This is a genomic window from Flexivirga sp. B27 (assembly GCF_052905685.1).
The window spans coordinates 1,661,350-1,685,210 of record NZ_JBPYUM010000001.1 but is presented as its reverse complement, the minus strand read 5'-3'; the positions used below and the strand labels follow the sequence as shown (position 1 = coordinate 1,685,210).

Sequence of the window (23,861 nt, the reverse complement as noted above, 5' to 3'; positions counted from 1 at the left end):
GGATTTCACGATGAACGAGCTTCTTGCCGGATATGCAAGCTACGCGTCCACCGACGCCATTCTCCAGGAGCACTCGGTTCGGGCCGCTGCGGTCAACGAGCCGGACAGCTCGGTCTCGGCCTCGCTGACGGTCACCGTCAGCTGGAGCTGGACCTGGAGCTGGTGACCGTCGCCGACGGTGCCCCTATAGAGAAAGGTGCATGACCATGAGTAGTGAACTGATTGCCGGCTACGCAACTTACGCCAGCACAGAAGCGATTATGGCGGAGCAGACGTCCGCTGCTGCTGTCGAGGGAAATACCACCGGGTACTTCTCGTTCTCGGCGCACTCGTTTTCATTCTACCCGTCGATATCGGTGTAGCTCAGCTCTGACAGGAGAGTCGCCAAGGAGCCGATCGGCAATCGTTGAGATTGCCGATCGGCTCCTTGTGTGGCTGGCGACCGGCCATCCGATGACCGAGCACACCGACAGTGACTTGCCCTGTCAGAAAGTTCCCGAACGCTTCTGGGCAGGGCAAGGAGCTGCCACTGTTGCCGCGCATTTCCTACTGGTCTGCTGGTCTCAGCGGTCAACTGGCCGCGTTCCAATCAAGTACGGAGGCCTCGTCATGAACGAACTTCTAGCTGGTTACGCGAATTACGCAAGTACCGAATCCATCCTGATGGAACAGTCGCTCGCAGCGCCATACGCAGAGCAGGACGGGTGGACACTGACGGTATCGGTGACTGTCACGACGATCTGCAGTTGCACGCTGTAGCAACGTCCCACGACATCGGTGGCCGGTCGGCATTCTGCGAGAATGCCGACCGGCTTCGTCGTGGCCGGGCTGTATCACCAGACATTTGCTGCTAGCAAGGGACTGGCAGATGTCGCCAGACTGTTGCTCTTTCCGGGGTGTCCTGGGATGCAGTTTCGTGGCCTGCATGAGCACTCAATTCGATGATCCAACAGTCAGGACGACGACTCGAGACTTCGTCGCCGTCAACGTCCAGGACATCTCCGCGATCACTGACCGAGTCGCGCACATCGTCGGTTGTCCGGTAAGTGAGGACGAGGTCCGCGGTTTCGTGGGTCGCAACGACAACCTGCTGATGTCGCTGAGCGATGGACGGCAGGTCCTGGTGAAGCGGCTCCTGGGGCCAGCGGACTCGATCCGGCAGAGACTCGAGTCCACCATTGCGTTCGAAGAGGGACACGCACGCGGCGCAGAGCTTTCCTTCCGGACCCCACATTTCTATGGCAGCGACGATGAGTTGGCGCTGCTGGTGTACGAATACCTGCCTGAATCACTCACCGTCCAAGAGATTCTGTCCCGAGGTTGGCTTGACGAGGACCATGCCGGAGACCTCGGTCGCATGGTCGCCGATATCCACCGGCTGCAGACCGCACGCGACGCTGCGCACCCGGCTCGGTCGGCAAACTCCTTCTACGCGCTGAGTGTCGAAGATTTCGCCAACTGCAGCGGCGCTGAGACCGAGGCGTGGTCCCTGCTGCAGCACGACCGCCGGGTGGTCGAGGCGATGAAGTCGTTGCGGACGATGTCTGAAGAAGCACCACGCAGGCCCGTGCACGCTGACTTGCGCTTGGACCAGTTCGTGCTGAAGGACGACGTCACCTACCTGGTGGACTGGGAGGAGTTCCGGCTCGGCGACCCGGCGATCGATGTCGGCACCGTCATCGGTGAATTCCTCCATTTCGGCGCGGCCGGACTCTTCAAAGACCTCGACGTCGACCCGTCGCTGGCTCCCGGCGCTGCCCATGAAGCACTGATGGCCCAGGGCGCTTCGCACCTGGCCGAGGTTGAACCGTTGGTCACCGCTTTCTGGCGGGCATATCGAGACACGGCGGAGCCCGATGCGGATCTTGCCGTCCGGGCGACTGCGTACGCCGGCTGGCACTTCTTCGATCGACTGCTCTCGGGTGCACTGCACGGTGCGATGTTGTCCGCTGCCGACCGGGGCCTCGCCGGAATAGGCCGCGGGGCGCTCATCGACCCCGAACACTTCGTTCCTTCTCTCGGACTGACCCAGGAGTGACTGCCATGGCTGAGATGTCCATGTCGCGGACCCTGACGACCGCGCTCGATGACCTTGACCACGATCACGATGCGGGCACCGTCGTTGTCGACGGTGAGACGTTCGACTCCGGTGACGAGGTTCGATTCCGCCAGGCGCTCGGCGTTGCGCTCTACCGTGCCTGGCACTCCGGCGCCGCCGCGCCGTCCGAATCGGTCGATCCCCGTCGGGATCTGGCGTTCGAGGAGCTGCTGCGGGAGGCGACACCGCATCGCTCGTCGCGGACACCCGCGGTGATCCGATCGAATGTCGTGGACGGTCCGGTCGGACCACATGTCCTGTATGACGTCGGCCGGGTCCGGGTTCAGCTGCCGCTCAAGGATGCGCCGCAACCACTCCCGGACGTCGGGACCCGCACGATATTGGAACTGCCCGCCATACGACCCGCCCTGTCGCCGGGATTCTTCCTGGTCAACGGATCCGCCGGCGGCAGCGCCGGAGGGGCCGGCGACCCGACGCTCCGGGTCTACATCCACATGGCCGAGTCGTCGATGGCGCCGGCGGTATGGGGAAGGGTGTTGCAGGAGCTGGAACAGACTGGCGTGCCCTACCGAGCCAAGGTGCTGGCCAAAGCGGCGTCGTACCCGCGGCGGGACGCCATCGTCCTCTACCTTCCGCAACCGGCGTGGCATTGCGTCTCCGACGTGGTGGCGGCCCTGCAAGGTCTGCCAGGTCGCGCCCAGGACGTGTCCTTGCTGACAACCCGCCTCGACGACGGGGTCGGGGCCGCGTGGGAGCCGGCTGATTCGCGCGTGGGATGGGGCCGAATGAGTTTCGGGCAACACCGCACCGCCGCAATCGCATCCGGTATTGCGGACCACCTGCTGCGGGACGCCGATCTCTGCGAAGCGGTCCGCAGCGCGCTGATCGAGGCGCGCGTCAGGCCGGATGATCCGGCCTGCAACGTCGACTCACCAAGCGTCGCGGAGGCCATCACCGCATCGACGAGGGAAGAAGCATCATGACTCAGCCGAAGCTTTCGTTCATGTTCCCGCAGCAACCATCCGACCCCGACGCGGTCGTGCCCTATGGGCAGCTGACGCAGGAGATCGGCGCGGCGCGGCTGTGGTTCGGGCAATCACTGCGGATCGAATCGCACCCGGCGCTCGCCTACCTTGCTGGAACCGGCTGTCACATCTCCGTCGGTATGGCGGTAGGCCTGATGGTGTTGCGGCATCCGTATGACGCTGCGCTGCAAGCGCGTTCGTTGGCTCGGGTGATGCGGCAACCTGTCGCAATCGGGTATGGCGCGGCGTATCCCTCGTTCGTGAGGAGTGTGCGCGGTGCGCCGTACGAGAAGCCGGCGAGAGCAGTGGGTGAATTCATCGACATCGCTCGACGGTTGGCCCGCGGCGAAGCTGTGGACTTCCACGGCGACATGTTCGACGTACACACCCAGTTGCCTCCGATGGACACTCCCACCGTCGAGATCGGGGCCGGTGTGCTGCGAGAGACGATGGCCCGGGTGACGGGACGCCGCGGGGACCTGGCGATGACCTGGCTGACACCGACCTCATACATCGAGGACGTGATCATGCCTGCGTTGCAACGAGGTGCCGAGCGAGGGAACCAACCTCGCCCACGGGTGGTCAGTGTCGTTCACGCCGGTGTTGAGCGACCCGGACGGAATGGCATGTTGCTCGCCCAGCACGGGAGCATCACGCACCTGTCCGCTCCGCACTACACCGACATGCTCCGTCGTGCCGGGCTTGACGTCGATGCGTCTGATCCGGTCGCCGGGGCACGAGAACTGGTGCAGGAAGGGATCTATTTGTACGGGAGCCCGGAGTACATTGCCGACGGCATCGCCTCGTACCACGAGGCGGGAGTCGACGAAGTGGTGATCAATCCGACCTCCGTGACGAACATGTACGGCTCCGAGCAGACGATGGAAGACCTGCGCGACATTTTTGCCGCCGTCCGCTCGCGAGCACGCGTTGCGCAGCGCGCGAGTTGAGGGCCCCGATGGTTGAGACTCTCGAAAATGGGGTGCGCATCGTTGCACGACCGACAGACCTCACCGGGTACGTCAGTGTGTGCGCGGCATACGACGTCGGTGGGTTCGACGACCCGATGGGCTCGAGCGGTATGGCGCACCTGTGCGAACACGTGTTGTTCAGAGAGCCACAGGCTCGTCCGCGGTCCGAGCGGACCACCCAGGCGTCGACCGCGGTGGAGCAGACCACCTTCAGCCTGTCAGGTCGCAGCGATCAGCTACATGCGTTGATCGACGAGTCCGCTCGACGGTTGAGGCTGCGTCCGGTGACAGTGGACGACGCCGCGCACCACAAGGCCGTAGTGCGCGATGAGATCCGCCAGAAGAGCAGCATCGCCCAGTTCGGGTCGGGGCTGCGCCGTTCGCTGCGGTTGCTGTTCGGACGCGATCACCCGCTGGGCCGGCCACCGGTCGGACTCGACGACGAGATCGAGGGCATCAAGGTCAGTCAGGTGGAGGAATTCATCGAGCAGAACCATCGCCCTTCCCGGCTGGTGATCGCTGCCGCGGGCTCCTTCGATCCTGGCGCGTTCGCCCGGGCATGCGAGGAGAAGTTGTCTGTCCACGAGCGGAGTTGTCGACCTCAGTTCGATCCGGGCATGGACTTCGCACACCCGGAGAATCTGCGAGAGGACGTGGAGGAGGGGCAGCGCACCGGTCTGGTGCGCGCAACCTTCGCCCTGCCGGCGCTCTGCGCTGACACCGCCATCGTGCGCTTGGCATTCGCGCTCTTGGCGCAAGGGCCGATGTCGCTTCTCGCAGAGGAGATCGGCGCCGACGGTGCGCTCGGCAGTTCAGCAGAATTTGTGACACACGCCGGCTGTCCATCGCTCGGCATGATTCGCATCAGCGTGGGCGATGAGCGCCGCCTCGAGTCCGCTGTCGACGCGATTCACGCATCGGTACAACGGCTCGTTGCCGGCCGGGTATCGGAGGACATGGTGACCGGCGCTTGCCGCCGATTGGTGAAGGCACAACGCACCGAGCTGGCCACTGCGAGCGGTCGAGCGGCGGCCGCAGCGCGGGAAGCCTTGTGGGGCGCATCGGCCGACATCCCGCAGACAGCGGGACTCAGCGAAGCCGTCGTCGACGCGGTGTGCGCGGCGGCCCGTCGCTATATGAGCCACCCGGCACTTGTCGTCTTTCATCCCACCGAAGTTGAGGAACCGTCATGGATCTGCTGATCACGCCTTGGACTTTTCCAGCAGCGGAGACGGCGACGCCCGCCTCAGGGCGTGGACCGCGCGTGCATCTGGTCGACATGCCAGGGCATGGAACCGCCGCCGTCGGAGCGCAGATCGCGCTTCCCTCCAGTGTGGAGTCCCAGGAGTCCGAAGGCATCGTGTCTGCACTGGCAGAAGCTCACCAGCTGGTGTTCGACGGACAACGGACTGCACCGGTATTCAGACGGTCTGCGGTCGCGATGCATGGTGGTTGCGATCATCAGGGGCCGAAATTCCTTGCCGATTGTCTGCCGGACGAGGTGCTTCTGGTCGTCCGGCAGCTGCTCTCGCTCACCGACCCTCCGGCCATTAGTCCCGAGCAGTGGACCGCCCTTCGCGAGCGACGGCTGGCCGAGTTGAAAGCCGAAGCGGACACCCCGCCGGCCCTGGCGAACAAGGTTTTCCAAGAAGCGATCCACGACGCAACTCATCGTTACGCGCGGCCTCTGGGTGGCATGATCTCGTCTGTTGGCCGACTCGACCGGGATGAGCTGACCCGGCTCGTCGAAGCCTGGGTCCGACCAAGTGCGATCGACATCGTGATCGTCGCAGATCTTGCTCGGGTGGCAGTCGCCGACGTATGCCGCCTCGTCGCTGGGTATCGAGATCGCAACCGACGCCCTGAACCACTGGCGGATCCGCCGCGAGGCACGGCTGGACCGAGCGAGACCGTGGTGCCTGCGCAGCTTGCCGGCGAGGACGCGTATCTGATCGCCGGTGACTTCGCGATCGACCGCCGCGACGCTGACTGGCCGGCGGCAAGGATGATCGCGCAGCTACTCGGAGGCACCGTGGACTCGGTCCTGTCCGAAGAGTTGCGCGGTCGCCGGTCCCTCACCTACGGCGTGGAATCGCGTTTCGTGCCATACACGCAGGGCGGCATCTTCTACATCAAGCTCAGTACGGCGCGGGATCGTGTTCGGGAGGCGCAGAGCGCGATCCGGGACACCTTGGCTGCGGTACGCATGGACGGGTTCGATGTCGGTCGGATCATCAGTGAGCGTGACCGGATGGTCGACGATGCCCCGCGACTCTATGAATCGCCGCTGGGGGTGGCTCACCAGTACACCGAGTTGATTTCGTGCGGTCTGGCACCCACGTACATCGATGAGCACATGGAGCAGGTTGCTGCTCTTGAGCCGGACAGAGTGCACGATGCGTTGATCCGCCTGGTGGATCCGGCTGAGATGCACGTTGCGATCGTGGCCAATGGTCTCCAGGGAGCGTGACGCCGACCCGGACGGGGACTGTCGTGATTGCTATGGCACTGCGCTGGCTTTTGAGAGCGCTCGGTCAGGTCGCGATGGGCTCCGTGTCGTGGACCCATGTTGCGACCTGCACGCGCGACGACACGTCCAGCTTGCGCATCACGCTGCGCAGGTGATTGATGACGGTCCACTCGGAGATGCGCAGACGACCGGCGATCTGACGGTTCGTCATACCTTCGGAGACAAGAGCGGCCACCTCGGTCTCACGGTTGGTCAACTCGCTGCGGGTCGCCATCCGGACAGGCCCGCTGCCATGGTGGGAATCTGGCCTCTCGGCCATGAGCACCGGGGCAGTTGCGGTCGGCGCGAGTCCGCGGAGGAGTTGCGTGATTGTGGTGATCGGATCGCCTTCGGCGCCCTGTGCCTCTTGACGCACCATGGTGTTGCCTCCGATGCGTGCCGAAAGGGCGCACTCGAGCTCCGAGACAGGAGTCGGGAGGCCAGACGACGCCGTCGGCGAGTCAATTTCGAGTCGACTGATCGCGCCGAGCAACTGCGCGTGGTGATGAGCGTTCTGGGTCGGGGCCACGCCGCTGACTGCGTCGGCAACCTGCACGACAGCCGCGAGAAGCAGGGTTGCTCCCAGTGGGCGCAATTTGGTGATCGCACGGTCTACATACGCGAATGCCTCGGCACAGTCGTCGGTCGCGACAGCCTGCCACAGCAGCGCAATGGCCGGCGAGTAGCGCTCGCCCCGACACGCACCCTCGGCAATGATCTGACGGCTCACCGGCTGGATCTCGTGGGACTCGTCCTGGCGGAACAACGTTGCAAGCAGGCTCAGCTGCAGGGTTGTCCGCAGGATCGGGTCATCCTTGACCGGCGGCATCTCGGCGACTTCGCGAACGACGTCGCAGCTGTCGCTGAGGATCGCGCGCAACACCTCTGCCCCTGGGTAGCCCGCGGGCAGACGATCAAGGTGGTCGTGTGCGGCTTCGCTCTCGCCACTCGCGCCGAACACCTCTGCAGCGAGCAGGAGAAAGTCCTCGGAGACTGCCGCCGGATGCTGGCCGGCCAAGACGTGAAGCAACGGATCGTAGAGACTGTCGACGTCATTGCATCGCCGTAGAAGCGGTAGCGAATTGACCATGAGGTCGACCGCTGGGCCGTGCTGGCCGGACTCCAACATCATTGCGATCACACTGTGCAGGTTCGGCGACTCGGCGAGAAACTCTTCGGTGACCTGCGGTTCCGCGCTCCCGTGCATGTGGCCGCTCAACCGGTGCAGCGTCTCGACAAGATATTCGGCGTGTCCATGCATGGCCATCACCAGGGGTATGTCGCATGAACTGGCCCACTGAGCCGCTGTGGGGATCGCGCTGACTCGTAGGTGGGCGCGTCGCACGGGACGCCCCGGGCCGGTTGACAGCACTTGGTGAATCAGACCGGCGCGTTGCAGTCGCGTCGTCACGGCGCTCACGTCGGTGCCCGGCAGGACGCGGCGAAGGAGCGACTCGGTGGCGCCGCCGGGGCACAGCAGGAGAGTGCTGAGCAGAGCGCCGTCCTCAGCTGAGATCTCGGCCGAGATCTGCGCTGGCTGCAGCAGGCTGAGCAGCTCGACGATCTGCTCCCTGGTCCCGGGTGCCCGCACGGCATCTACGACGGTTTCAAGGCCGTGCCGGGCGGTGAGTTGGGCGAGCAGGTCCAGTTCCGCGGGAATGCCGAAGGAGGCCGAACACACGCAGGACATGCTCGCGTGGTCTGAACTGGTGGGTGAGAAGGATGGGTTGTGTTGTCGCACCATCAGCACGAATGCCTCGGTGAGCTCCGACGACGACGGCGTGGATGTGGCAATGCTCGGTTGGTTCACCTTCCCGTCGAGCAGGGGCACGGCAACACACAGGCCGTCCGCCACCGCGCCCTCGTCCTGTGCGGTCGCGATCAGGAGGATCGCGTGCTCCTTGCAGCGCTGGAGCACGCGATGACGTTCTTGCGGCGCCATCTTGTCGATGTCGTCCACGAACCCGATCTGGGCAGCGTCACTGCCTGCCGTCTGACTCGTCACGTCGTCGACTATGAGGTCGCGGTCCTTGCTCAGTGCGTCCGTGACCTCGCGTAGCAGTGTGCTGCGTCCGGTCCCTGGGTCCCCGACGAATACCAGGGGCCGGGAAGGCGGACCGTCCAACCAGGTGAGCACGACGGGGAGAACGCGGTGCACCCGGTGGGATGCGCCGGACTCTCCGGGTAGCCCTCGCAGATTCCGATGAGTCGTCCGTGTGGTCATGTGCTGTCTCCTGCCCCATGATTCGGCTCTATGGGCGGTGTCACTCGCGCGTGCGGTGCCACTCGCGCGTGCGGTGCCACTCGCGACGTGCGGAGGTCAGGGGTTGACGGGCGAGGGAGTGGTGTCGTCCCAGATCGGGTTGTCCTGCGACGCCGCGCTTGCCGATGCATGAACCCCATGGGTCGCCGGTGCGGCATCGGCCGAAGCGGTTACAAAACCGGCTGCGGACAGGAGCGCTGCGGTCACGATCGAAGTTGTGATGGTTCGAAGCGTCATGGCTGAATTCCTTGCAGAGATTCGAGTTGTGCTGACGCGGCAATAATTATCGCTGAAACCCGTTATGGGGAGACGCATTTACTCGACATGTCCAATTCAGGTCATGCGTCGCTGCTGAGCGCTACGGCCAGAGACGGACGGAGCCCTGGGAGGAAGTCGGTTGCCGCGAGATCGGCAGGCTCGACTCCCGCTGACTCTTTGTGGCGGCAACATCACGACGTGGCGCATTCCGGTCAGCAGCCGGGCGGGTGTGCGGGCCACCTGTCACTTCTCCAGCCAGCATCACGCCGGCCTGGAACCTGGAGGTTGCGCCGATCGCGTCCATGAGAGCGCGGATGTGTCGCCCGCACGTCCGGACACTGATACCTAGGCGGCGGGCAACCTGCTCATCCGTCAAGCCATGCGCCAGGGCATTGACGAGCGCCACGTCCGCTGCTGCGGGCGCAGTCGATTCCGGCGCCGCGAATGGCTCCGCGGACTCCCACACAGTCAAGTAGATCGTTCGCAGCACTTGGACGATGTCAGGGTCCCGAATGATGATCGCGGCCCGGTCCGATCGTCTACTGCTGCGCGAAACGAGGGCAGTTGTGCCGTCGAAGCACATGATGCGCAACGGGATCGCTGCGATGGTTCGATACTCCGCGCCCGCCTCTTCACACTCCGCGACCGCGTTTCGGACCGCAGCGCTTACCCGGTTGGAAGCCACATAGAGGTTTTTGCGAATGACTCCCCGGGCAAGCATTTCCAAATCCTGTGGGACTCCTTCGACAAGACTCTTGGCGGAGATGCGACGAGTTGGTTGAGCAATCAGCAACTCGTCGCGCACGGTTCGGCAGAGATCCGCCAGGTAGGACGTGATGGTCGGCACGTCTTCCACGACCTCGATGCTGTCGTTGCGTGCCGTCGTTGCAGTGGCCGTTGAGAAGTGCGGCATCAGTTGGGCGTACGCCATGCGTTGCTTACTCACCTCCGACTGCAATTCACGCAGGCGTCGCTCGTCGTCGTCGACGCGCCGCGCGAGTGCGATTTCCGGCGATACGGCATGTAGCCCGACCGCATTGTCACCGATCACCAGATGCAACTCGCGAAGCCTTTGGACAGTCGCTGCTGCGTCGTCCTTGGTCATCCGGAGAGCAAGCGCTGCTTGTGTCATCTCGGCGCCGGGATTGCTGACAATCCAGCTGTAGGCGGCCAACTCCGAAGTTGCGAGCACTGTTCCCCCATATTCGAACGCGACTGGACTCGCTGAATTGACGGCAACCGGGTCCGGTCGGTTCCAGCAGCAGACCCGTCTACGGATCGAAATCTACCGGGCAGGAGAACGGCACGTTCGGCAAACACCGAACTGACCAACGGGTAGGTGAAAACGGCCGTCCGCCAGTGATGGCGGGCCGGCCGCGATCGACAAACATCCCATGTTAGGTTCAATCGCGTGCCGGACCTGATCGATGCCCCGAAACGCACCAGCGAACTCGTCATGGAGCGGATGGAGACACTGATCCGCGAGGGCCGGTGGCCGGTCGGTTCGCGCATCCCGGCCGAACCCGAGCTCGTCGAGCGATTCGGCGTGGGGCGCAACACGATCCGCGAGGCGGTGCGTGCCCTGGAGCACGCCGGCTTGCTCGCCCCGCGGCGTGGCGACGGGACCTACGTGCGCAGCGCCAATCCGTTCGTGGCGGTGCTGTCCCGTGGCGCCCCGAGCGAGCTGCTCGACCTGCTGCAGGTGCGCCGTGCGCTGGAGTCGGAGGCGGCCGCGTCGGCCGCCCGGTCGGCGACCGTCGCCGACCGACGGCGCATGCGGCGTCTGCTCGAGACGGCCGAGGAGGCTTTCGTCGCAGGCGCATCCGACCGCTACGACCAGGCGGACATCGACTTCCACGCTGGTGTGGTGGCCGGCTGCGGCAACGAATTGCTGGTGCAGATCTACGCCGGAGTCGTCGAAGCGATGCGGAAGTCGCACGCGCAGGTCACCCGGGCGCTGCATTCCACCCAGGTGCATCCTCCCGGTCACCGAGAGCTCGTCGAGGCGATCGAGCGGCGCGACCCTGACGCAGCGCGCGCCGCCGTCCACGCCTACCTCGACGACGCCGTCGCAGGCACACGCCGATGAGTTGTGCGCAGGCCGGGGAGCAGGACGCGCAGCAGAAGTCCGCACTGCACGGTGGCGCCGCGATCGCCGCGGCGCTCGGCATCATGTTGGTCGCCGCCAACCTCCGGCCGGCCGTCGTGTCGGTGTCGCCGCTCATCGACGAGATCTCCGACTCCTTCGGATTCAGCAGCTCGACCGCGGGGCTGCTGACGACGCTGCCGGTGCTCTTCTTCGGCATCAGCGCACCCTTCGCGCCACGTATGGCGCACCGCTTCGGCATCGAGCGCACCATCTTCGGGTCGCTCGTGGTGCTCATCGCAGGCATCGCGCTGCGGCTGATCACCTCGGCGGTCGCGCTCTTCGCCGGATCGGTGCTGATCGGCATCGGCATCGGCGTCTGCAACGTCGTGCTGCCGGCGCTGATCAAGCGAGACTTCGCGCACCGCTCGGGGGTGATGACCGGCCTCTACTCGATGACGCTGTCCGGCGGCGCCGCCGTCGCAGCCGGCCTGGTCGTGCCCGTCGACGACGCGCTCGGCGGCGACTGGCGGCTGAGCCTCGGGGTCTGGGGGTTGCTGGTGGCCGTGGCGATGGTGCAGTGGCTGCCGCAGTTGCGCAAGGTGCACCGGGTGCCGCCGACCAGACCGTCGACCCGCATCTGGCGTGACCGGACCGCCTGGGCGATCACGATCTACATGGGTGCTCAATCGCTGATCTTCTACACCTTCGGTGCCTGGCTGCCGAAGTTCCTGATGGACGAGGCGGGGATGACCAGCGCGGCCGCCGGTGGCGTACTGGCGCTGGGGCAGACCGTCGGGCTGACGTGCTCGCTGCTGGCGCCGATCGTGGCGGGCCGGTTCGTCGACCAGCGAGCCATCACCCTGGGGGCGCTCGGGGTCTGCGTGCTCGGCTTCGTCGGCCTGCTCACGGCGCACGGCTGGTGGGTGCTGTGGGCCGGGCTGGTCATGGTCGGGCCCGGGTGCGGCATCGGTCTGGCGTTGCTCTTCATGGTGTTGCGCAGCAACTCGACCGTGCAGGCGGGGCAGGTCTCGGGTATGGCGCAGTCCGTCGGCTACGTGCTCGCCGCGATCGGCCCGATCCTGATCGGTGCTGTGCACGACTCCACCGGATCGTGGACCGTCGCGATGATCGTGCTGGTCTGTTTCGCCATACCCCAGGGAGCGGCGGCGCTGCGCGCGGCCCGCGCGGGCAAGATGGCGCCGGACTCGATCTGAGTCGGCGCGCGCAACGCTGATCAAGCGCGGGTCAGCGCTCTTGCGCCATGCTCGAGCCATGAGCAACGCCGACACGTTCGCACGCTACGTCGAGGTCCTCGCCGAGAGCCTGGACGACGAGTCGACCTCGCCGACGCAACTCGCGCAGCGGCTCTACACCTCGCGGTTCCACCTGGACCGCATCGTTTCGTCGGTCGGTGGAGAACCCCCGGTGGCGCTGCGTCGGCGGCTGCTGCTTGAGCGTTCGGCATACCGACTGATCACCAGTGAACGCCGGATCATCGAGGTCGGGGTCGAGGCGGGCTACGCCTCGCACGAGGCCTTCACCCGCGCGTTCGCTCGCCATTTCGGTATGGCGCCACGCGAATTCCGTTGGCATCCGGTGGATTTCAAAATCCCATCGAACAACGGGGTGCACTTTCAGCCACCCGGCGGCATTCGGCTGCCCGGCGCAGGAGGACTCACCGCCATGGAACTACTTACCAAGATGATCGATCACCACATCTGGCTGACCGGCGAATTCATCGACCGCGCAACACGATTGACCGACGAGCAACTGGACGAGCGGATCGAGTACGGCCTCGACGACGATCCCGACGTGATGACGCTGCGCCGGCTGCTGTCCCGCCTGGTCGGACAGATGGGGATGTGGAACGCCGTGCTGGTCAACCGCGAATACGACTGGGGCATCGAGGAACACGAGTCCGTGAGCTCGCTGCGGTCACGACTGACGGTCGAGGGCCCGCGCTTCGCCGAGAACGTCCGCGCGGCGATCCAGCACGGCGAGCTCGATGACACCTTCGTCGACGCGTCCGGCGAACAGGCCGAGGTCTTCACGTATGGCGGGATGCTCGCGCACGTGCTGACCTTCGCCGCTCACCGGCGGACGCTGGTCTCGCTCGCCCTGGACAAGCACGGCATCACCGACCTCGGCTGGGGCGACCCGATGAAGTGGGTTGCCGAACCTGCGTGAACCTATTCCTCGGAGATCGTCATCGACGCCAGGCGTTGTCCGGCCAGTGCGATGCCGGCACCGAGCGCGACGAGCGCGGCCAGCACGGCATACAGCAACGGGACCGCAGGCTTGGCGTCACCGACGTCAGCGACATGCTGCATCGCGGCGGTGCCCCATGCTCGCGCGGACAACCACTTCACCGGCGAGAACAGCGAGGACACGGTGGACTCCCACAGCAGCCAGAAGAGCAGGCAGCCGACGATGCTGCGCTTCATCAGCGTGGCCAGTGCGGTGAAGATCCCGACGTAGGCGACGGTCGACACGACACCGCCGACGAGGGCACCGACCGCGACACTGCCCGCACCGCCGACCATGACCAGGCCCGCGAGGAACATCATCAGTGCGCCGAAGACGAGGCCCGCGCCGAGCACGATGACCGACTTGCTGGCGATGATCGACATGCGGGAGACGGGTTTGGTCAGCAGGTAGATGATCGACCCGTCGTCGAATTCGGAGCTGATCAGTGTCGTCGTGGCGACCAGGGCAACGACGGGGATCACGACGCCGATGCCGAAGACATTCAGGAAGTTCTGTGCTGAGTCCGGTGCGAGGTCGCCGCTTGCCGTCGCGCTGGTCACGGCGGCGAGCGCGAGCAGGATCACCGGCATCGCGATCATCAGCCACACCCGTGCGCGGCCGAAGAGTGAGCGCAGCCCGAGCCGCAGGATCGGGACGTTCATGCTGCATCCTCCGCGGGCGTCATGAATTCACCAGGTAGCTGAAGACACTCTCCAGCGACTCGTCCGTCGGGTTGACCTCGAAGATCCGAATCCCGTTGTCCCGAGCGAGTTTCGGGATGATCTGGGCGAACCCGCCGAAGTCGTCGGCCTCGACCTCCAGAGCCTTCTCCCCGCGCAGGCGGGCGCCCCGCACGGATTCCTGTGTCAGCAGCAGTGCAGCCAGCTTGCGGTCGTCGGAGCTGCGGACGATGTATTGGTTCGGCCGGTCGGTCATCAGGCGGCGGATGGCCGCAAAGTCACCGCTGGCTGCGTGCCGCCCGGCGACGACCACCTCGACCTGGCGGGCGATCTGCTCGACCTCCTCCAGGATGTGCGAGCTGAAGACGATCGTGCGGCCCTGCTCGGCGAAACCGGTGAGCAGCCCCATCATGTGCCGGCGCTGGATCGGGTCCATGCCATTGAACGGCTCGTCCAGCAGCAACACCGTCGGATCGTGCACCAGCCCGGAGGCGACCTTGATGCGCTGACGCATGCCTTTGCTGTATGTCGAGATCTTCCGGTCGGCCGCAGCTGCCATGTCGACCAGGCCGATGGCGTTCTTGGCCGCGAGCTTCGGTTGGGGAGTCTTCTGCAACTCGGCGTTGAGCTGCACGAATTGCTCACCGGTGAGGAAGTCGTAGAGCGACTCCTGGACAGGGACCAGCCCGATCTGGCGGTAGATCTCGGTGTTGCCGCGGGTGGGGCGCCCGTCGATGGTCACCGTGCCGGCGGACGGCGGCAGCAGCCCGGCCATCATCGACAGCAGCGTCGACTTGCCGGCGCCGTTGGGGCCGAGCAGACCGGTGATCCCGGGGCCGATGTGCATGTTGACGTCGTTGACGGCCACGACGTTGCCGTACCAACGCGAGACGTCGATCAGCTGCAGTTCACTCACAATGCAGCCGCCTTCCGGGTGCGTGCGACAAGGATCGTCACCGACCCGGCGATCCAGCAGAGAGCGGCGACCGCGAAGCCGATGGTCCATCCGGTGCCCGGGTGCAACATCGTGTCGACCGGAGTCGGCTGGTCGAACAACCCGCTGATCAGCTCGGCTGCCACCGAGAACGGGTTGAACAGCGACCCGATGAAGCTGACCGTCTCGTTGTTCGCGTCGTATGCCGCCCCCTGGATCGCCGTGACGATGCCCGAGCTGAGCATCAACGCCACGATGACCGCGGTGACGGCGAGTCCCGACCGGGTCGTGATCGCCGAGACCATCCCGGAGAACGTCGCCAGCAGCAACGAAAGCACGGCGACACCGACGATTGCGGCCAGGTAGTTCTCGGTGTGCTCGCCGTGGTCGACATCGGCGCTCAGCGCCGCGGCATACCAGATGGTCAGCGGTATGACGACGATCGCGAACAGTGCCGTGGTCAGCGCCGCCAGCCTCATCAGGACATACATCGTCCGCGACAGCGGACGGGCGAAATACAGCACGACGGTGCGGTAGCGCAGATCGCGTGCGAACAGCACCGGTGCCTGTGCGGCGGCGAAGATGGTGATCAGCAACTGGGTCCAGTAGGGGAGGCCGAAATAGGTGGCCAGTGGTCCGAAGAGATCCGCCTGGTCGCCCAGGGACATTTTGTTCAGCTGGAGCAGCAGGCCGGCCAGGACGAGTGCGGGGATCAGGATGACCGCCGCCATCAGCCAGGGCATGACCTTCGACTTGCCGGACCGGCCGATCCCGAAGCAGTGCCGCAACGATGTGAGGTAGAGGGACCAGGCGACGGCGCCGGTGCCCTGGCGGCGGCCGGTGAAGGGCCGGTAGCCGATGTCATGTATGACGCCGCGACGCTGCGGTTGGCTGCCCGGATCGCCGTGCACGGGTTCGGTGCTCATCGGGCACCTCCCTGCGCGGTGAAGACTTCTTCCAGGCTGTGGTGCACCTCTTGCAGGCGGACCAGACCGAGGCCGGCGTCGGCGATGAGATCGCGGATCAGGTCGAGCGTCTCGGCTCGTTCGACGCGGACCTCGATGCGCTCGCCGACCGGCCATGCTTGCACACCCGCATCGACCAGTGCCTGCCCGATGCGCTGGTCACTGCCGGGCGGGCCGAGCACCTCGACCACGACGTTGCCGGTCGTGTGGGTCAGCTCCTGGGTGCGTTCCGCGCGCAACAGTCGACCGGAGTCGATGACGATGACGTAGTCGACCGTGCGCTCGAGCTCGCCGAGCAGGTGGCTGGTGACCATGACCGAGATGCCGAAGTCGTGCCCGATCCGGCCGATCAGGTCGAGCATGTCGTCGCGGGCTCGCGGATCCAGCCCGTTGGTGGGCTCGTCCAGCAGCACGAGGTGCGGGCTGTGCACGATCGCCTGGGCGAGCTTGGCGCGTTGCTTCATGCCGGTCGAGTAACCGCCCATCGGACGGTGCCGCTCCTCGGCGAGGCCGACGTGTCGCAGCACGTCCGACGTGCGCTCGCGGGCTGCGCCCTTCGGCAGGCCCGACATCATCGCCATGTGCATCACGAACTCGGCGGCCGAGACGTCGCCGGGCAGCACGTCGTGCTCGGGCATGTAGCCCACCTGGGCACGGACTTGCGCGCCCTGCGTCGTGGGGTCCATGCCGAGCACGCGGGCCGCGCCGCCGGTCGGGCGGAGCAGGCCGAGCAGCACCTTGATCAGGGTGGACTTGCCGGCGCCGTTCACGCCGACGACCCCGGTGATCCCCTCGGGGACGCTCAGGCTGAGCGCGTCGAGCGCACGCACACCGGGGTACTGCATCGTCAGACCCTGTGTGTCGGCGACCCCCATGCATAGACCCTAACCGGCTCCGGGAGCCGACGGGGGCGGCGCGGCGCACCTTCGGGGCGGTGGTAATTTCGAAAATGCTTGTAAAAATGAATCGATTGGAAGTAGAAGGCACCAGAATGTTCGAGACCATCCAGGGTCCGCAGAAACTCGGTCCGTTGACTCCGCTCGTGGGCGAGTGGGAGGGCGACGTCGGAGTCGACCTGTCCTACCACAACAAGGAGGACGAGACCTCGAGGACGAGCTACTTCGAGAAGGCCGACTTCAAGCCGATCCCGATCCAGGAGAACGGTCGGCAGACACTGTGGGGTCTCAACTACTCGATGACCGCGTGGCGGCACGGCGAGGAGGCGATGGATCCGTTCCACGACGAGATCGGCTTCCTGCTATGGGACGCCCAGCGCAAGATCGTGATCCGCAACGTCGTCTTCGGTCGGGGCATCGCGATCCTGGCCGGCAGCGAGGCCGAGCCGCGGGACACCCAGCTGCGCTTCGACGCCACGCCCGGTGCTGTCGACTTCGGCATCTTGCAGAACCCCTACCTCATCGAGCGCGCTCAGATCATGAGCTTCAAGAGCGAGTTCGCGGTCAAGGACGCCGAGACCTTCAGCTACACGTCCGACATCGAGCTGAAGCTCGCGCAGACCGGCGAGACGATGCACCACACCGACGAGAACACCCTCAGTCGCGTCAAGCGCTTCCACCCGGGCAGTCAGTACAACTGATCCGACATACGACGAAGGGCTCGCGCATCACGCGCGAGCCCTTTCGTATGCCGCGCCCGGGAGGCGCCTTCTGCACACAACCTGCGACTGTTGAGGGTTGTGCACGCGTGCGGTTCGAATCGTGCACACAACCCGCGACCGTTGAGGGTTGTGCACACGGATCGCATCGGTAGCAGGCGACCAGAACCCACCGTGGCAGACGTCACTCACGTCCGCACTTGCCTCGATTTGGCCTGTGCTGGTGTCTCTGGCAGACTGTTCAAGTTGCTTGACGCGCAGTGATCACGCGTGTCGTCGGTGATGTGAAGCAATTCGCGTCCGGCGATATGCCCGCTGCCGCCCCGAAAGCGCCCAGTTCGTCGCAACGGCGGACCATGCGGGTGAGGTCGGGAAGCGCAAGCCACTCGGCGCGAGATCGCAGTGATTTCGCCCGGCCACCCACGCCAGAGAAGTCTGCGTCGTGCTGCGGAGCACACGCGACACACCCGAGCGCGGGGGTCGGAGGCGAAGCGAGATCGCACCGACCAGACCTAGTAAGTAAACGAGTACGGCGAGAGAGAGACACGGGCGAATGGCGGGACAAAAGATCCGCATCCGACTGAAGTCGTATGACCACGAGGTCATCGACAGCTCGGCGCGCAAGATTGTCGACACGGTCACTCGTGCCGGTGCAACGGTTGTCGGCCCGGTGCCGCTGCCGACGGAGAAGAACGTCTACTGCGTTATCCGTTCACCGCACAAGTACAAGGACAGCCGCGAGCACTTCGAGATGCGCACCCACAAGCGGTTGATCGACATTGTTGACCCGACGCCGAAGGCCGTCGACTCGCTGATGCGTCTCGACCTGCCGGCGGACGTCAACATCGAGATCAAGCTCTGAACTGAGAGGAATGACTCGATATGACTCACATTACTGAGCGTTCCGTGAAGGGTGTTCTGGGCGAGAAGCTCGGCATGACCCAGGTGTGGGACGAGAACGGCCGGCTCATCCCGGTCACCGTCGTCCAGGCCGGACCGTGCGTCGTCACGGCCGTCCGTGGAGAGACCGAGGGCTACCACGCGGTGCAGATCGGCTACGGCGCGATCGACCCGCGCAAGGTCACCAAGCCGCTGACCGGCCACTTCGAGAAGGCGGGCGTCACGCCGCGTCGTCACCTCGCCGAGATCCGCACCGCTGACGCCGCCGACTACCAGCTCGGCCAGGAAGTCACCGTGGAGACCTTCGAGGCCGGACAGAGCATCGACGCCGTCGGCACCACCAAGGGCAAGGGCTTCGCCGGTGTCATGAAGCGTCACGGCTTCCACGGCGTCAGCTCCTCGCACGGTGCGCACCGTAACCACCGCAAGCCGGGTTCGATCGGTGGCTGCGCCACCCCGGGCCGCGTCTTCAAGGGCATGCGTATGGCGGGCCGCATGGGCGGCGAGCGCCAGACCACCCAGAACCTCACGATTCACGCGATCGACGCCGACAAGGGCCTGCTGCTGATCAAGGGTGCCGTTCCCGGCCCCCGCGGCGGCATCGTCCTGGTCAAGACCGCGGCGAAGTCGTCCGTCAAGGAGGCCTGAGCCAGATGACGACCGTTGACATCAAGAGCGCCACTGGCGCCGCGGCGGGCACTGTCGAGTTGCCGGCCGAGATCTTCGACGTGCAGACCAACGTCCCGCTGATCCACCAGGTCGTGGTGGCGCAGCTGGCCGCGGCACGTCAGGGCACGCACTCCACCAAGACCCGCGGCGAGGTCCGCGGCGGTGGCAAGAAGCCCTACCGCCAGAAGGGCACCGGCCGCGCCCGTCAGGGTTCGACCCGCGCCCCGCAGTTCGCCGGCGGTGGCACCGTGCACGGTCCGAAGCCGCGTGACTACGCGCAGCGGACCCCCAAGAAGATGAAGGCCGCCGCCCTGCGCGGTGCCCTGTCCGACCGGGCCCGTCACGACCGCGTTCACGTGCTGACGTCGCTGGTCGAGGGCGACAAGCCGTCGACCAAGGCAGCAGCCGCTGTCCTGGGCGAGCTGACCGACCGCAAGAACCTCCTGGTGGTGCTCACCCGCGACGAGCAGAACGCTCTGCTGTCGGTGCGCAACCTGGCCGACGTGCACATCCTGTTCGTCGACCAGCTCAACACCTACGACGTGCTGTGCGCCGACGATCTGGTGTTCACCCAGGCCGCCCTGGACCGTTTCCTGGCCGGCCCGGCCGCTGCTGTGAAGGCAGCTGCTCCGGCGGCCGTCGCCGAGACCGCGGCCGCTGACGGTGGCTTCGGTGCCGACTCGGCAGCTCCGCTGGCCGACGGTGCATCGCCGGACCCGCAGACCTTCACGGTCAAGGGCAACAAGGACTCGATGAAGTACCACGTCGCCGGTTCCCGTTGGTATGACGCCACGGTCGCCGAGGTGTGGTTCAAGACGGCCGAGGCCGCCATCGCCGCCGGGTTCGCACCGGCAGGTGGCGCCGCCGCTCAGCAGACCGAGAAGGACAAGTGAGTCTCGCCATGACACAACCAGGCAAGAACCCCCGCGACATCCTGATCGCGCCGGTCGTCTCGGAGAAGTCCTACGCCCTGCTCGACGAGGGCAAGTACACCTTCCTCGTCGACCCGCGGGCGAACAAGACCGAGATCAAGATCGCCGTCGAGGAGATCTTCGACGTCAAGGTCGACTCGGTCCACACCATGAATCGTCAGGGCAAGACGCGCCGGACCCGCTTCGGCACCGGCAAGCGCAAGGACACCAAGCGCGCCATCGTCTCGCTCAAGGAAGGCGCGATCGACATCTTCGGCTCGCAGGCCTGAAGACGATCGCCCGCAGACAAGACTCCTAAGGACAGACAATGGCTATCCGCAAATACAAGCCGACGACGCCGGGGCGTCGTGGCTCGAGCGTGGCCGACTTCGCCGAGGTCACTCGCTCGACGCCCGAGAAGTCGCTGGTGCGTCCGCTGCCCAAGACCGGCGGTCGCAACGCGTCGGGTCGCATCACCACGCGTCACATCGGTGGCGGTCACAAGCGCGCCTACCGCGTCATCGACTTCCGTCGTCTTGACAAGGACGGCATCCCGGCCAAGGTCGCGCACATCGAATACGACCCCAACCGCACCGCGCGCATCGCGCTGCTGCACTACGCCGACGGTGAGAAGCGCTACATCATCGCGCCGAGCCGCCTGAAGCAGGGCGACACGGTGGAGAACGGTGTCGGCGCCGACATCAAGCCCGGCAACAACCTGCCGCTGCGCAACATCCCGACCGGCACGATCCTCAACTGCATCGAGCTGCGGCCCGGTGGCGGTGCGAAGATCGCCCGCTCGGCCGGTGCCCGCGTGCAGTTGGTCGCCAAGGACGGCCCCTACGCCCAGCTGCGTATGCCGTCCGGTGAGATCCGCAACGTCGACGTGCGCTGCCGCGCAACGATCGGCGAGGTGGGCAACTCCGAGCAGAGCAACATCAGCTGGGGCAAGGCCGGCCGCATGCGCTGGAAGGGCAAGCGCCCGACCGTGCGTGGTGTCGTGATGAACCCGGTGGACCACCCGCACGGTGGTGGTGAGGGCAAGACCTCCGGTGGTCGTCACCCGGTCAGCCCTTGGGGTCAGGCCGAAGGCCGCACCCGTCGCCCGAAGAAGGAGAGCGACAAGCTCATCGTGCGTCGCCGTCGTACTGGAAAGAAGCGGTAAGAAATGCCCCGTTCACTGAAGAAGGGCCCCTTCGTCGACGACCACCTCCAGAAGAAGGTGGACGCACAGAACGAAGCCGGCACCAAGAACGTCATCAAGACCTGGTCCCGTCGGTCGATGATCACTCCCGACATGCTCGGCCACACGCTGGCCGTGCACGACGGCCGCAAGCACGTCCCGGTCTTCGTGACCGAGGCGATGGTCGGCCACAAGCTCGGCGAGTTCGCTCCCACACGGACCTTCAAGGGCCACGAGAAGGACGACCGGAAGGGACGGCGTCGCTGATATGTCCACGACTGAGAACACCACCCCGACCGTGGGTGCCAAGGCGCAGGCGCGGTTCGTCCGCGTGACGCCGATGAAGGCACGCCGTGTCGTCGACATGGTGCGTGGCAAGAACGTCCAGGAAGCAATCCAGGTGCTCACCTTCGCCCCGCAGGGTGCGAGCGAGCAGGTCCTGAAGATCCTGAACAGCGCCATCGCCAACGCCCGCCAGAAGGCCGACCAGGCAACCGTCGCGTTCGACGAGCGCCTGCTGGTCGTCACCGAGGCGTATGTCGACGAAGGCCCGACGATGAAGCGGTTCCGTCCCCGTGCGCAGGGTCGCGCGAGCCGGATCCTGAAGCGGACGAGCCACATCACGCTGCACGTTGCACAGCCCGAGCGAAAGGACGGTGGCCGGTAATGGGTCAGAAGGTCAACCCGAACGGTTTCCGTCTGGGCATCACGACGGACCACAAGAGCCGCTGGTTCGCGGACTCGGCGAAGCCGGGTCAGCGTTACCGCGACTACGTCAAGGAAGATGTCGCGATCCGCAAGCTGATGTCGACCGGCATGGAGCGCGCCGGCATCAGCAAGGTCGAGATCGAGCGGACCCGTGACCGGGTGCGCGTCGACATCCACACCGCACGCCCGGGCATCGTCATCGGTCGCCGCGGCGCCGAGGCCGACCGCCTGCGCGGTGCGCTGGAGAAGCTCACCGGCAAGCAGGTTCAGCTGAACATCCTCGAGGTCAAGAACCCCGAGACCGACGCTCAGCTGGTCGCCCAGGGCATCGCCGAGCAGCTCTCGGCCCGCGTCAACTTCCGTCGCGCCATGCGCAAGGGAATGCAGACGGCCGAGCGCGCCGGTGCCAAGGGCATCCGAGTGATGGTCTCCGGCCGCCTGAACGGCGCCGAGATGAGCCGCACCGAGTTCTACCGCGAGGGTCGTGTGCCGCTGCACACGCTGCGCGCGAACATCGACTACGGCTTCTACGAGGCCCGCACCACCTTCGGCCGCATCGGCGTGAAGGTCTGGATCTACAAGGGCGACCTGACCGCCAAGGAGCTGGCACGCGAGCAGGCTGCGGCACCGAGCCGCCCGTCGCGTGGCCGTCGTGACGACCGTCGCGGCGGTGGCCGCGGACGCCGTGACTCGGCACCGCGCAGCACCGAGGCACCGGCCGCCACGGAAGCAACCGCCGAGGCCCCCAAGGCCGAGGCGAGCACCCAGGGAGCTGAAGCCTGATGTTGATTCCCCGTCGTGTGAAGCACCGCAAGCAGCACCACCCCAAGCGCAGTGGCGCTGCCAAGGGTGGCACCGCTGTGTCGTTCGGTGACTACGGCATCCAGGCACTGGAGCCGGCATACGTCACCAACCGGCAGATCGAGTCCGCTCGTATCGCCATGACCCGCTACATGAAGCGTGGCGGAAAGGTCTGGATCAACATCTACCCGGACCGTCCGCTGACGAAGAAGCCGGCTGAGACCCGCATGGGTTCCGGTAAGGGCTCGCCCGAGTGGTGGGTCGCCAACGTCAAGCCGGGTCGGATCATGTTCGAGCTGTCCGGTGTGTCCGAGGAAGTTGCTCGTGAGGCGCTGCGCCTGGCGATGCACAAGCTGCCGATGAAGTGCCGCTTCGTCGCGCGTGAAGGTGGTGACGTCTGATGGCAGTGGGTTCGAAGGACCTGACTCCCGCCAAGCTGCGTGAGCTGGACGACCAGGCTCTGTCCGAGGAGCTCGGCAAGGCCAAGCAGGAGCTGTTCAACCTGCGCTTCCAGTCGGCCACTGGCCAGCTGGAGAACAACTCGCGGCTGCGTGCGGTCCGCAAGGACATCGCCCGCATCTACACCGAGCTGCGCGAGCGTGAGCTCGGCATCGGCCGCGCGGTCGAGCAGGAGAAGGCCGAGGCCGAGGCATGAGCGAAGAAGTGAAGGAGCAGGGCGTGACCGAGGTGAAGGCCGAGGGCGAGCGCAACTACCGCAAGACCCGCCAGGGCTACGTCGTCAGCGACAAGATGACCAAGACGGTCGTCGTCGAGGTCGAGGACCGCGTCAAGCACGCGCTCTACGGCAAGATCCAGCGCAAGACCGCCCGTGTCAAGGCGCACGACGAGCAGGAGACCTGCGGCGTCGGCGACCGTGTCCTGATCATGGAGACCCGTCCGCTGTCGGCGCAGAAGCGCTGGCGCGTCGTCGAGATCCTCGAGAAGGCCAAGTAAAGACGTGCGTATGGCGACAGCTGTCGCCATACGACCACCGCGGTGGCTTCGCCACCGCAACTGCAAACACATCCGTTCCGCAAGGCTCGCCGCGGGCGAGAACCAGTGAGACGACAGGAG

29 protein-coding genes are annotated in these 23,861 nt (G+C 65.7%); 22 read left to right on the top strand and 7 right to left on the bottom strand.

Annotated elements, in window-relative coordinates:
• Positions 1-10 precede the first annotated feature (10 nt).
• From ACSZL9_RS07825 to ACSZL9_RS07795, 7 genes are all read left to right on the top strand, one after another.
• Positions 11-166, top strand: a complete 156-nt coding sequence (locus ACSZL9_RS07825; protein WP_446664897.1) for a hypothetical protein — start codon at positions 11-13, stop codon at positions 164-166.
• A 40-nt stretch (positions 167-206) separates the two neighbouring features.
• Entirely contained in the window at positions 207-362 is a 156-nt protein-coding gene (locus ACSZL9_RS07820) for a hypothetical protein (protein WP_446664896.1), read from the top strand.
• 563 nt (positions 363-925) lie between these two features.
• Positions 926-2,038 (top strand): class V lanthionine synthetase subunit LxmK, encoded by a 1,113-nt coding sequence (gene lxmK, locus ACSZL9_RS07815; protein WP_446664895.1) that lies wholly within the window; start codon positions 926-928, stop codon positions 2,036-2,038.
• 5 nt (positions 2,039-2,043) lie between these two features.
• A complete protein-coding gene (locus tag ACSZL9_RS07810) occupies positions 2,044-3,042 on the top strand; it encodes a T3SS effector HopA1 family protein (RefSeq protein WP_446664894.1) in 999 nt (332 codons plus the stop codon).
• Entirely contained in the window at positions 3,039-4,034 is a 996-nt protein-coding gene (locus tag ACSZL9_RS07805) for an LLM class flavin-dependent oxidoreductase (RefSeq protein WP_446664893.1), read from the top strand. Before ACSZL9_RS07810 ends, ACSZL9_RS07805 begins: the two co-directional genes overlap by 4 nt.
• A 215-nt stretch (positions 4,035-4,249) precedes the next feature.
• Positions 4,250-5,257, top strand: a complete 1,008-nt coding sequence (locus tag ACSZL9_RS07800) for a hypothetical protein (RefSeq protein WP_446664892.1) — start codon at positions 4,250-4,252, stop codon at positions 5,255-5,257.
• The gene (locus tag ACSZL9_RS07795; RefSeq protein WP_446664891.1) at positions 5,245-6,525 is read left to right on the top strand and encodes a M16 family metallopeptidase; all 1,281 of its coding nucleotides are present in this window, start codon (positions 5,245-5,247) and stop codon (positions 6,523-6,525) included. Before ACSZL9_RS07800 ends, ACSZL9_RS07795 begins: the two co-directional genes overlap by 13 nt.
• A 64-nt stretch (positions 6,526-6,589) precedes the next feature.
• On the opposite strand, the gene ACSZL9_RS07790 is transcribed toward ACSZL9_RS07795, so the two are convergent.
• The 3 genes from ACSZL9_RS07790 to ACSZL9_RS07780 all read right to left on the bottom strand — a co-directional run bounded on the left by ACSZL9_RS07790 (position 6,590) and on the right by ACSZL9_RS07780 (position 10,277).
• Positions 6,590-8,524, bottom strand: a complete 1,935-nt coding sequence (locus ACSZL9_RS07790) for a helix-turn-helix transcriptional regulator (RefSeq protein WP_446664890.1) — start codon at positions 8,522-8,524, stop codon at positions 6,590-6,592.
• Positions 8,525-8,884: 360 nt separating this feature from the next.
• Entirely contained in the window at positions 8,885-9,064 is a 180-nt protein-coding gene (locus ACSZL9_RS07785; protein WP_446664889.1) for a hypothetical protein, read from the bottom strand.
• A 121-nt stretch (positions 9,065-9,185) separates the two neighbouring features.
• Complete coding sequence (locus ACSZL9_RS07780; RefSeq protein WP_446664888.1) at positions 9,186-10,277, bottom strand: LuxR C-terminal-related transcriptional regulator; 1,092 nt, start codon at positions 10,275-10,277, stop codon at positions 9,186-9,188.
• A 219-nt stretch (positions 10,278-10,496) separates the two neighbouring features.
• Between ACSZL9_RS07780 and ACSZL9_RS07775 the strand changes: the two genes are divergently transcribed.
• Genes ACSZL9_RS07775 through ACSZL9_RS07765 form a run of 3 tightly spaced genes read left to right on the top strand, consistent with a single transcriptional unit; the run spans position 10,497 to position 13,361 of the window.
• Positions 10,497-11,174, top strand: a complete 678-nt coding sequence (locus ACSZL9_RS07775; protein WP_446664887.1) for a FadR/GntR family transcriptional regulator — start codon at positions 10,497-10,499, stop codon at positions 11,172-11,174.
• Positions 11,171-12,388 (top strand): CynX/NimT family MFS transporter, encoded by a 1,218-nt coding sequence (locus tag ACSZL9_RS07770; RefSeq protein WP_446664886.1) that lies wholly within the window; start codon positions 11,171-11,173, stop codon positions 12,386-12,388. Before ACSZL9_RS07775 ends, ACSZL9_RS07770 begins: the two co-directional genes overlap by 4 nt.
• 58 nt (positions 12,389-12,446) lie before the next feature.
• Positions 12,447-13,361, top strand: a complete 915-nt coding sequence (locus ACSZL9_RS07765; protein ID WP_446664885.1) for a helix-turn-helix domain-containing protein — start codon at positions 12,447-12,449, stop codon at positions 13,359-13,361.
• Positions 13,362-13,363: 2 nt separating this feature from the next.
• On the opposite strand, the gene ACSZL9_RS07760 is transcribed toward ACSZL9_RS07765, so the two are convergent.
• From ACSZL9_RS07760 to ACSZL9_RS07745, 4 genes are read right to left on the bottom strand one after another with little or no spacing between them, the layout of a single operon-like run.
• Positions 13,364-14,083 carry an ABC transporter permease gene (locus ACSZL9_RS07760; RefSeq protein WP_446664884.1) on the bottom strand — a complete coding sequence of 240 codons (720 nt, stop codon included), beginning with the start codon at positions 14,081-14,083 and terminating at the stop codon, positions 13,364-13,366.
• A gap of 19 nt (positions 14,084-14,102) precedes the next feature.
• Entirely contained in the window at positions 14,103-15,017 is a 915-nt protein-coding gene (locus ACSZL9_RS07755) for an ABC transporter ATP-binding protein (protein ID WP_446664883.1), read from the bottom strand.
• On the bottom strand, positions 15,014-15,961 hold the full coding sequence (locus tag ACSZL9_RS07750; RefSeq protein ID WP_446664882.1) for a hypothetical protein: 948 nt from the start codon (positions 15,959-15,961) through the stop codon (positions 15,014-15,016). Before ACSZL9_RS07750 ends, ACSZL9_RS07755 begins: the two co-directional genes overlap by 4 nt.
• Positions 15,958-16,875, bottom strand: coding sequence for an ABC transporter ATP-binding protein (locus tag ACSZL9_RS07745; RefSeq protein WP_446664881.1), 918 nt, complete (start codon positions 16,873-16,875; stop codon positions 15,958-15,960). Before ACSZL9_RS07745 ends, ACSZL9_RS07750 begins: the two co-directional genes overlap by 4 nt.
• Positions 16,876-16,991: 116 nt before the next feature.
• Between ACSZL9_RS07745 and ACSZL9_RS07740 the strand changes: the two genes are divergently transcribed.
• From ACSZL9_RS07740 to rpsQ, 12 genes are all read left to right on the top strand, one after another.
• Positions 16,992-17,597 carry a heme-binding beta-barrel domain-containing protein gene (locus ACSZL9_RS07740; RefSeq protein WP_446664880.1) on the top strand — a complete coding sequence of 202 codons (606 nt, stop codon included), beginning with the start codon at positions 16,992-16,994 and terminating at the stop codon, positions 17,595-17,597.
• Between the two features lie 571 nt (positions 17,598-18,168).
• The gene (rpsJ, locus tag ACSZL9_RS07735) at positions 18,169-18,477 is read left to right on the top strand and encodes a 30S ribosomal protein S10 (protein WP_114930053.1); all 309 of its coding nucleotides are present in this window, start codon (positions 18,169-18,171) and stop codon (positions 18,475-18,477) included.
• 20 nt (positions 18,478-18,497) lie between these two features.
• Positions 18,498-19,163, top strand: a complete 666-nt coding sequence (gene rplC / locus ACSZL9_RS07730) for a 50S ribosomal protein L3 (RefSeq protein WP_446664879.1) — start codon at positions 18,498-18,500, stop codon at positions 19,161-19,163.
• A 5-nt stretch (positions 19,164-19,168) separates the two neighbouring features.
• Positions 19,169-20,077, top strand: coding sequence for a 50S ribosomal protein L4, sunset domain variant (gene rplD / locus ACSZL9_RS07725; protein WP_446664878.1), 909 nt, complete (start codon positions 19,169-19,171; stop codon positions 20,075-20,077).
• 8 nt (positions 20,078-20,085) lie between these two features.
• Complete coding sequence (gene rplW, locus ACSZL9_RS07720) at positions 20,086-20,385, top strand: 50S ribosomal protein L23 (RefSeq protein ID WP_446664877.1); 300 nt, start codon at positions 20,086-20,088, stop codon at positions 20,383-20,385.
• A 38-nt stretch (positions 20,386-20,423) separates the two neighbouring features.
• Complete coding sequence (gene rplB, locus ACSZL9_RS07715) at positions 20,424-21,260, top strand: 50S ribosomal protein L2 (protein WP_446664876.1); 837 nt, start codon at positions 20,424-20,426, stop codon at positions 21,258-21,260.
• Positions 21,261-21,263: 3 nt separating this feature from the next.
• Entirely contained in the window at positions 21,264-21,545 is a 282-nt protein-coding gene (rpsS, locus tag ACSZL9_RS07710) for a 30S ribosomal protein S19 (protein WP_188839014.1), read from the top strand.
• A gap of 1 nt (position 21,546) precedes the next feature.
• Entirely contained in the window at positions 21,547-21,945 is a 399-nt protein-coding gene (gene rplV / locus ACSZL9_RS07705; RefSeq protein WP_446664875.1) for a 50S ribosomal protein L22, read from the top strand.
• Positions 21,945-22,769: a 30S ribosomal protein S3 gene (rpsC, locus tag ACSZL9_RS07700; protein ID WP_446664874.1), complete on the top strand. Its 825-nt coding sequence runs from the start codon at positions 21,945-21,947 to the stop codon at positions 22,767-22,769. The genes rplV and rpsC overlap by 1 nt, the downstream gene beginning before the upstream one ends.
• Positions 22,769-23,188, top strand: a complete 420-nt coding sequence (gene rplP, locus ACSZL9_RS07695) for a 50S ribosomal protein L16 (RefSeq protein WP_446664873.1) — start codon at positions 22,769-22,771, stop codon at positions 23,186-23,188. Before rpsC ends, rplP begins: the two co-directional genes overlap by 1 nt.
• Entirely contained in the window at positions 23,188-23,442 is a 255-nt protein-coding gene (gene rpmC / locus ACSZL9_RS07690; protein ID WP_446664872.1) for a 50S ribosomal protein L29, read from the top strand. The genes rplP and rpmC overlap by 1 nt, the downstream gene beginning before the upstream one ends.
• Positions 23,439-23,741 carry a 30S ribosomal protein S17 gene (rpsQ, locus tag ACSZL9_RS07685; protein ID WP_446664871.1) on the top strand — a complete coding sequence of 101 codons (303 nt, stop codon included), beginning with the start codon at positions 23,439-23,441 and terminating at the stop codon, positions 23,739-23,741. Before rpmC ends, rpsQ begins: the two co-directional genes overlap by 4 nt.
• Positions 23,742-23,861: the final 120 nt, after the last annotated feature.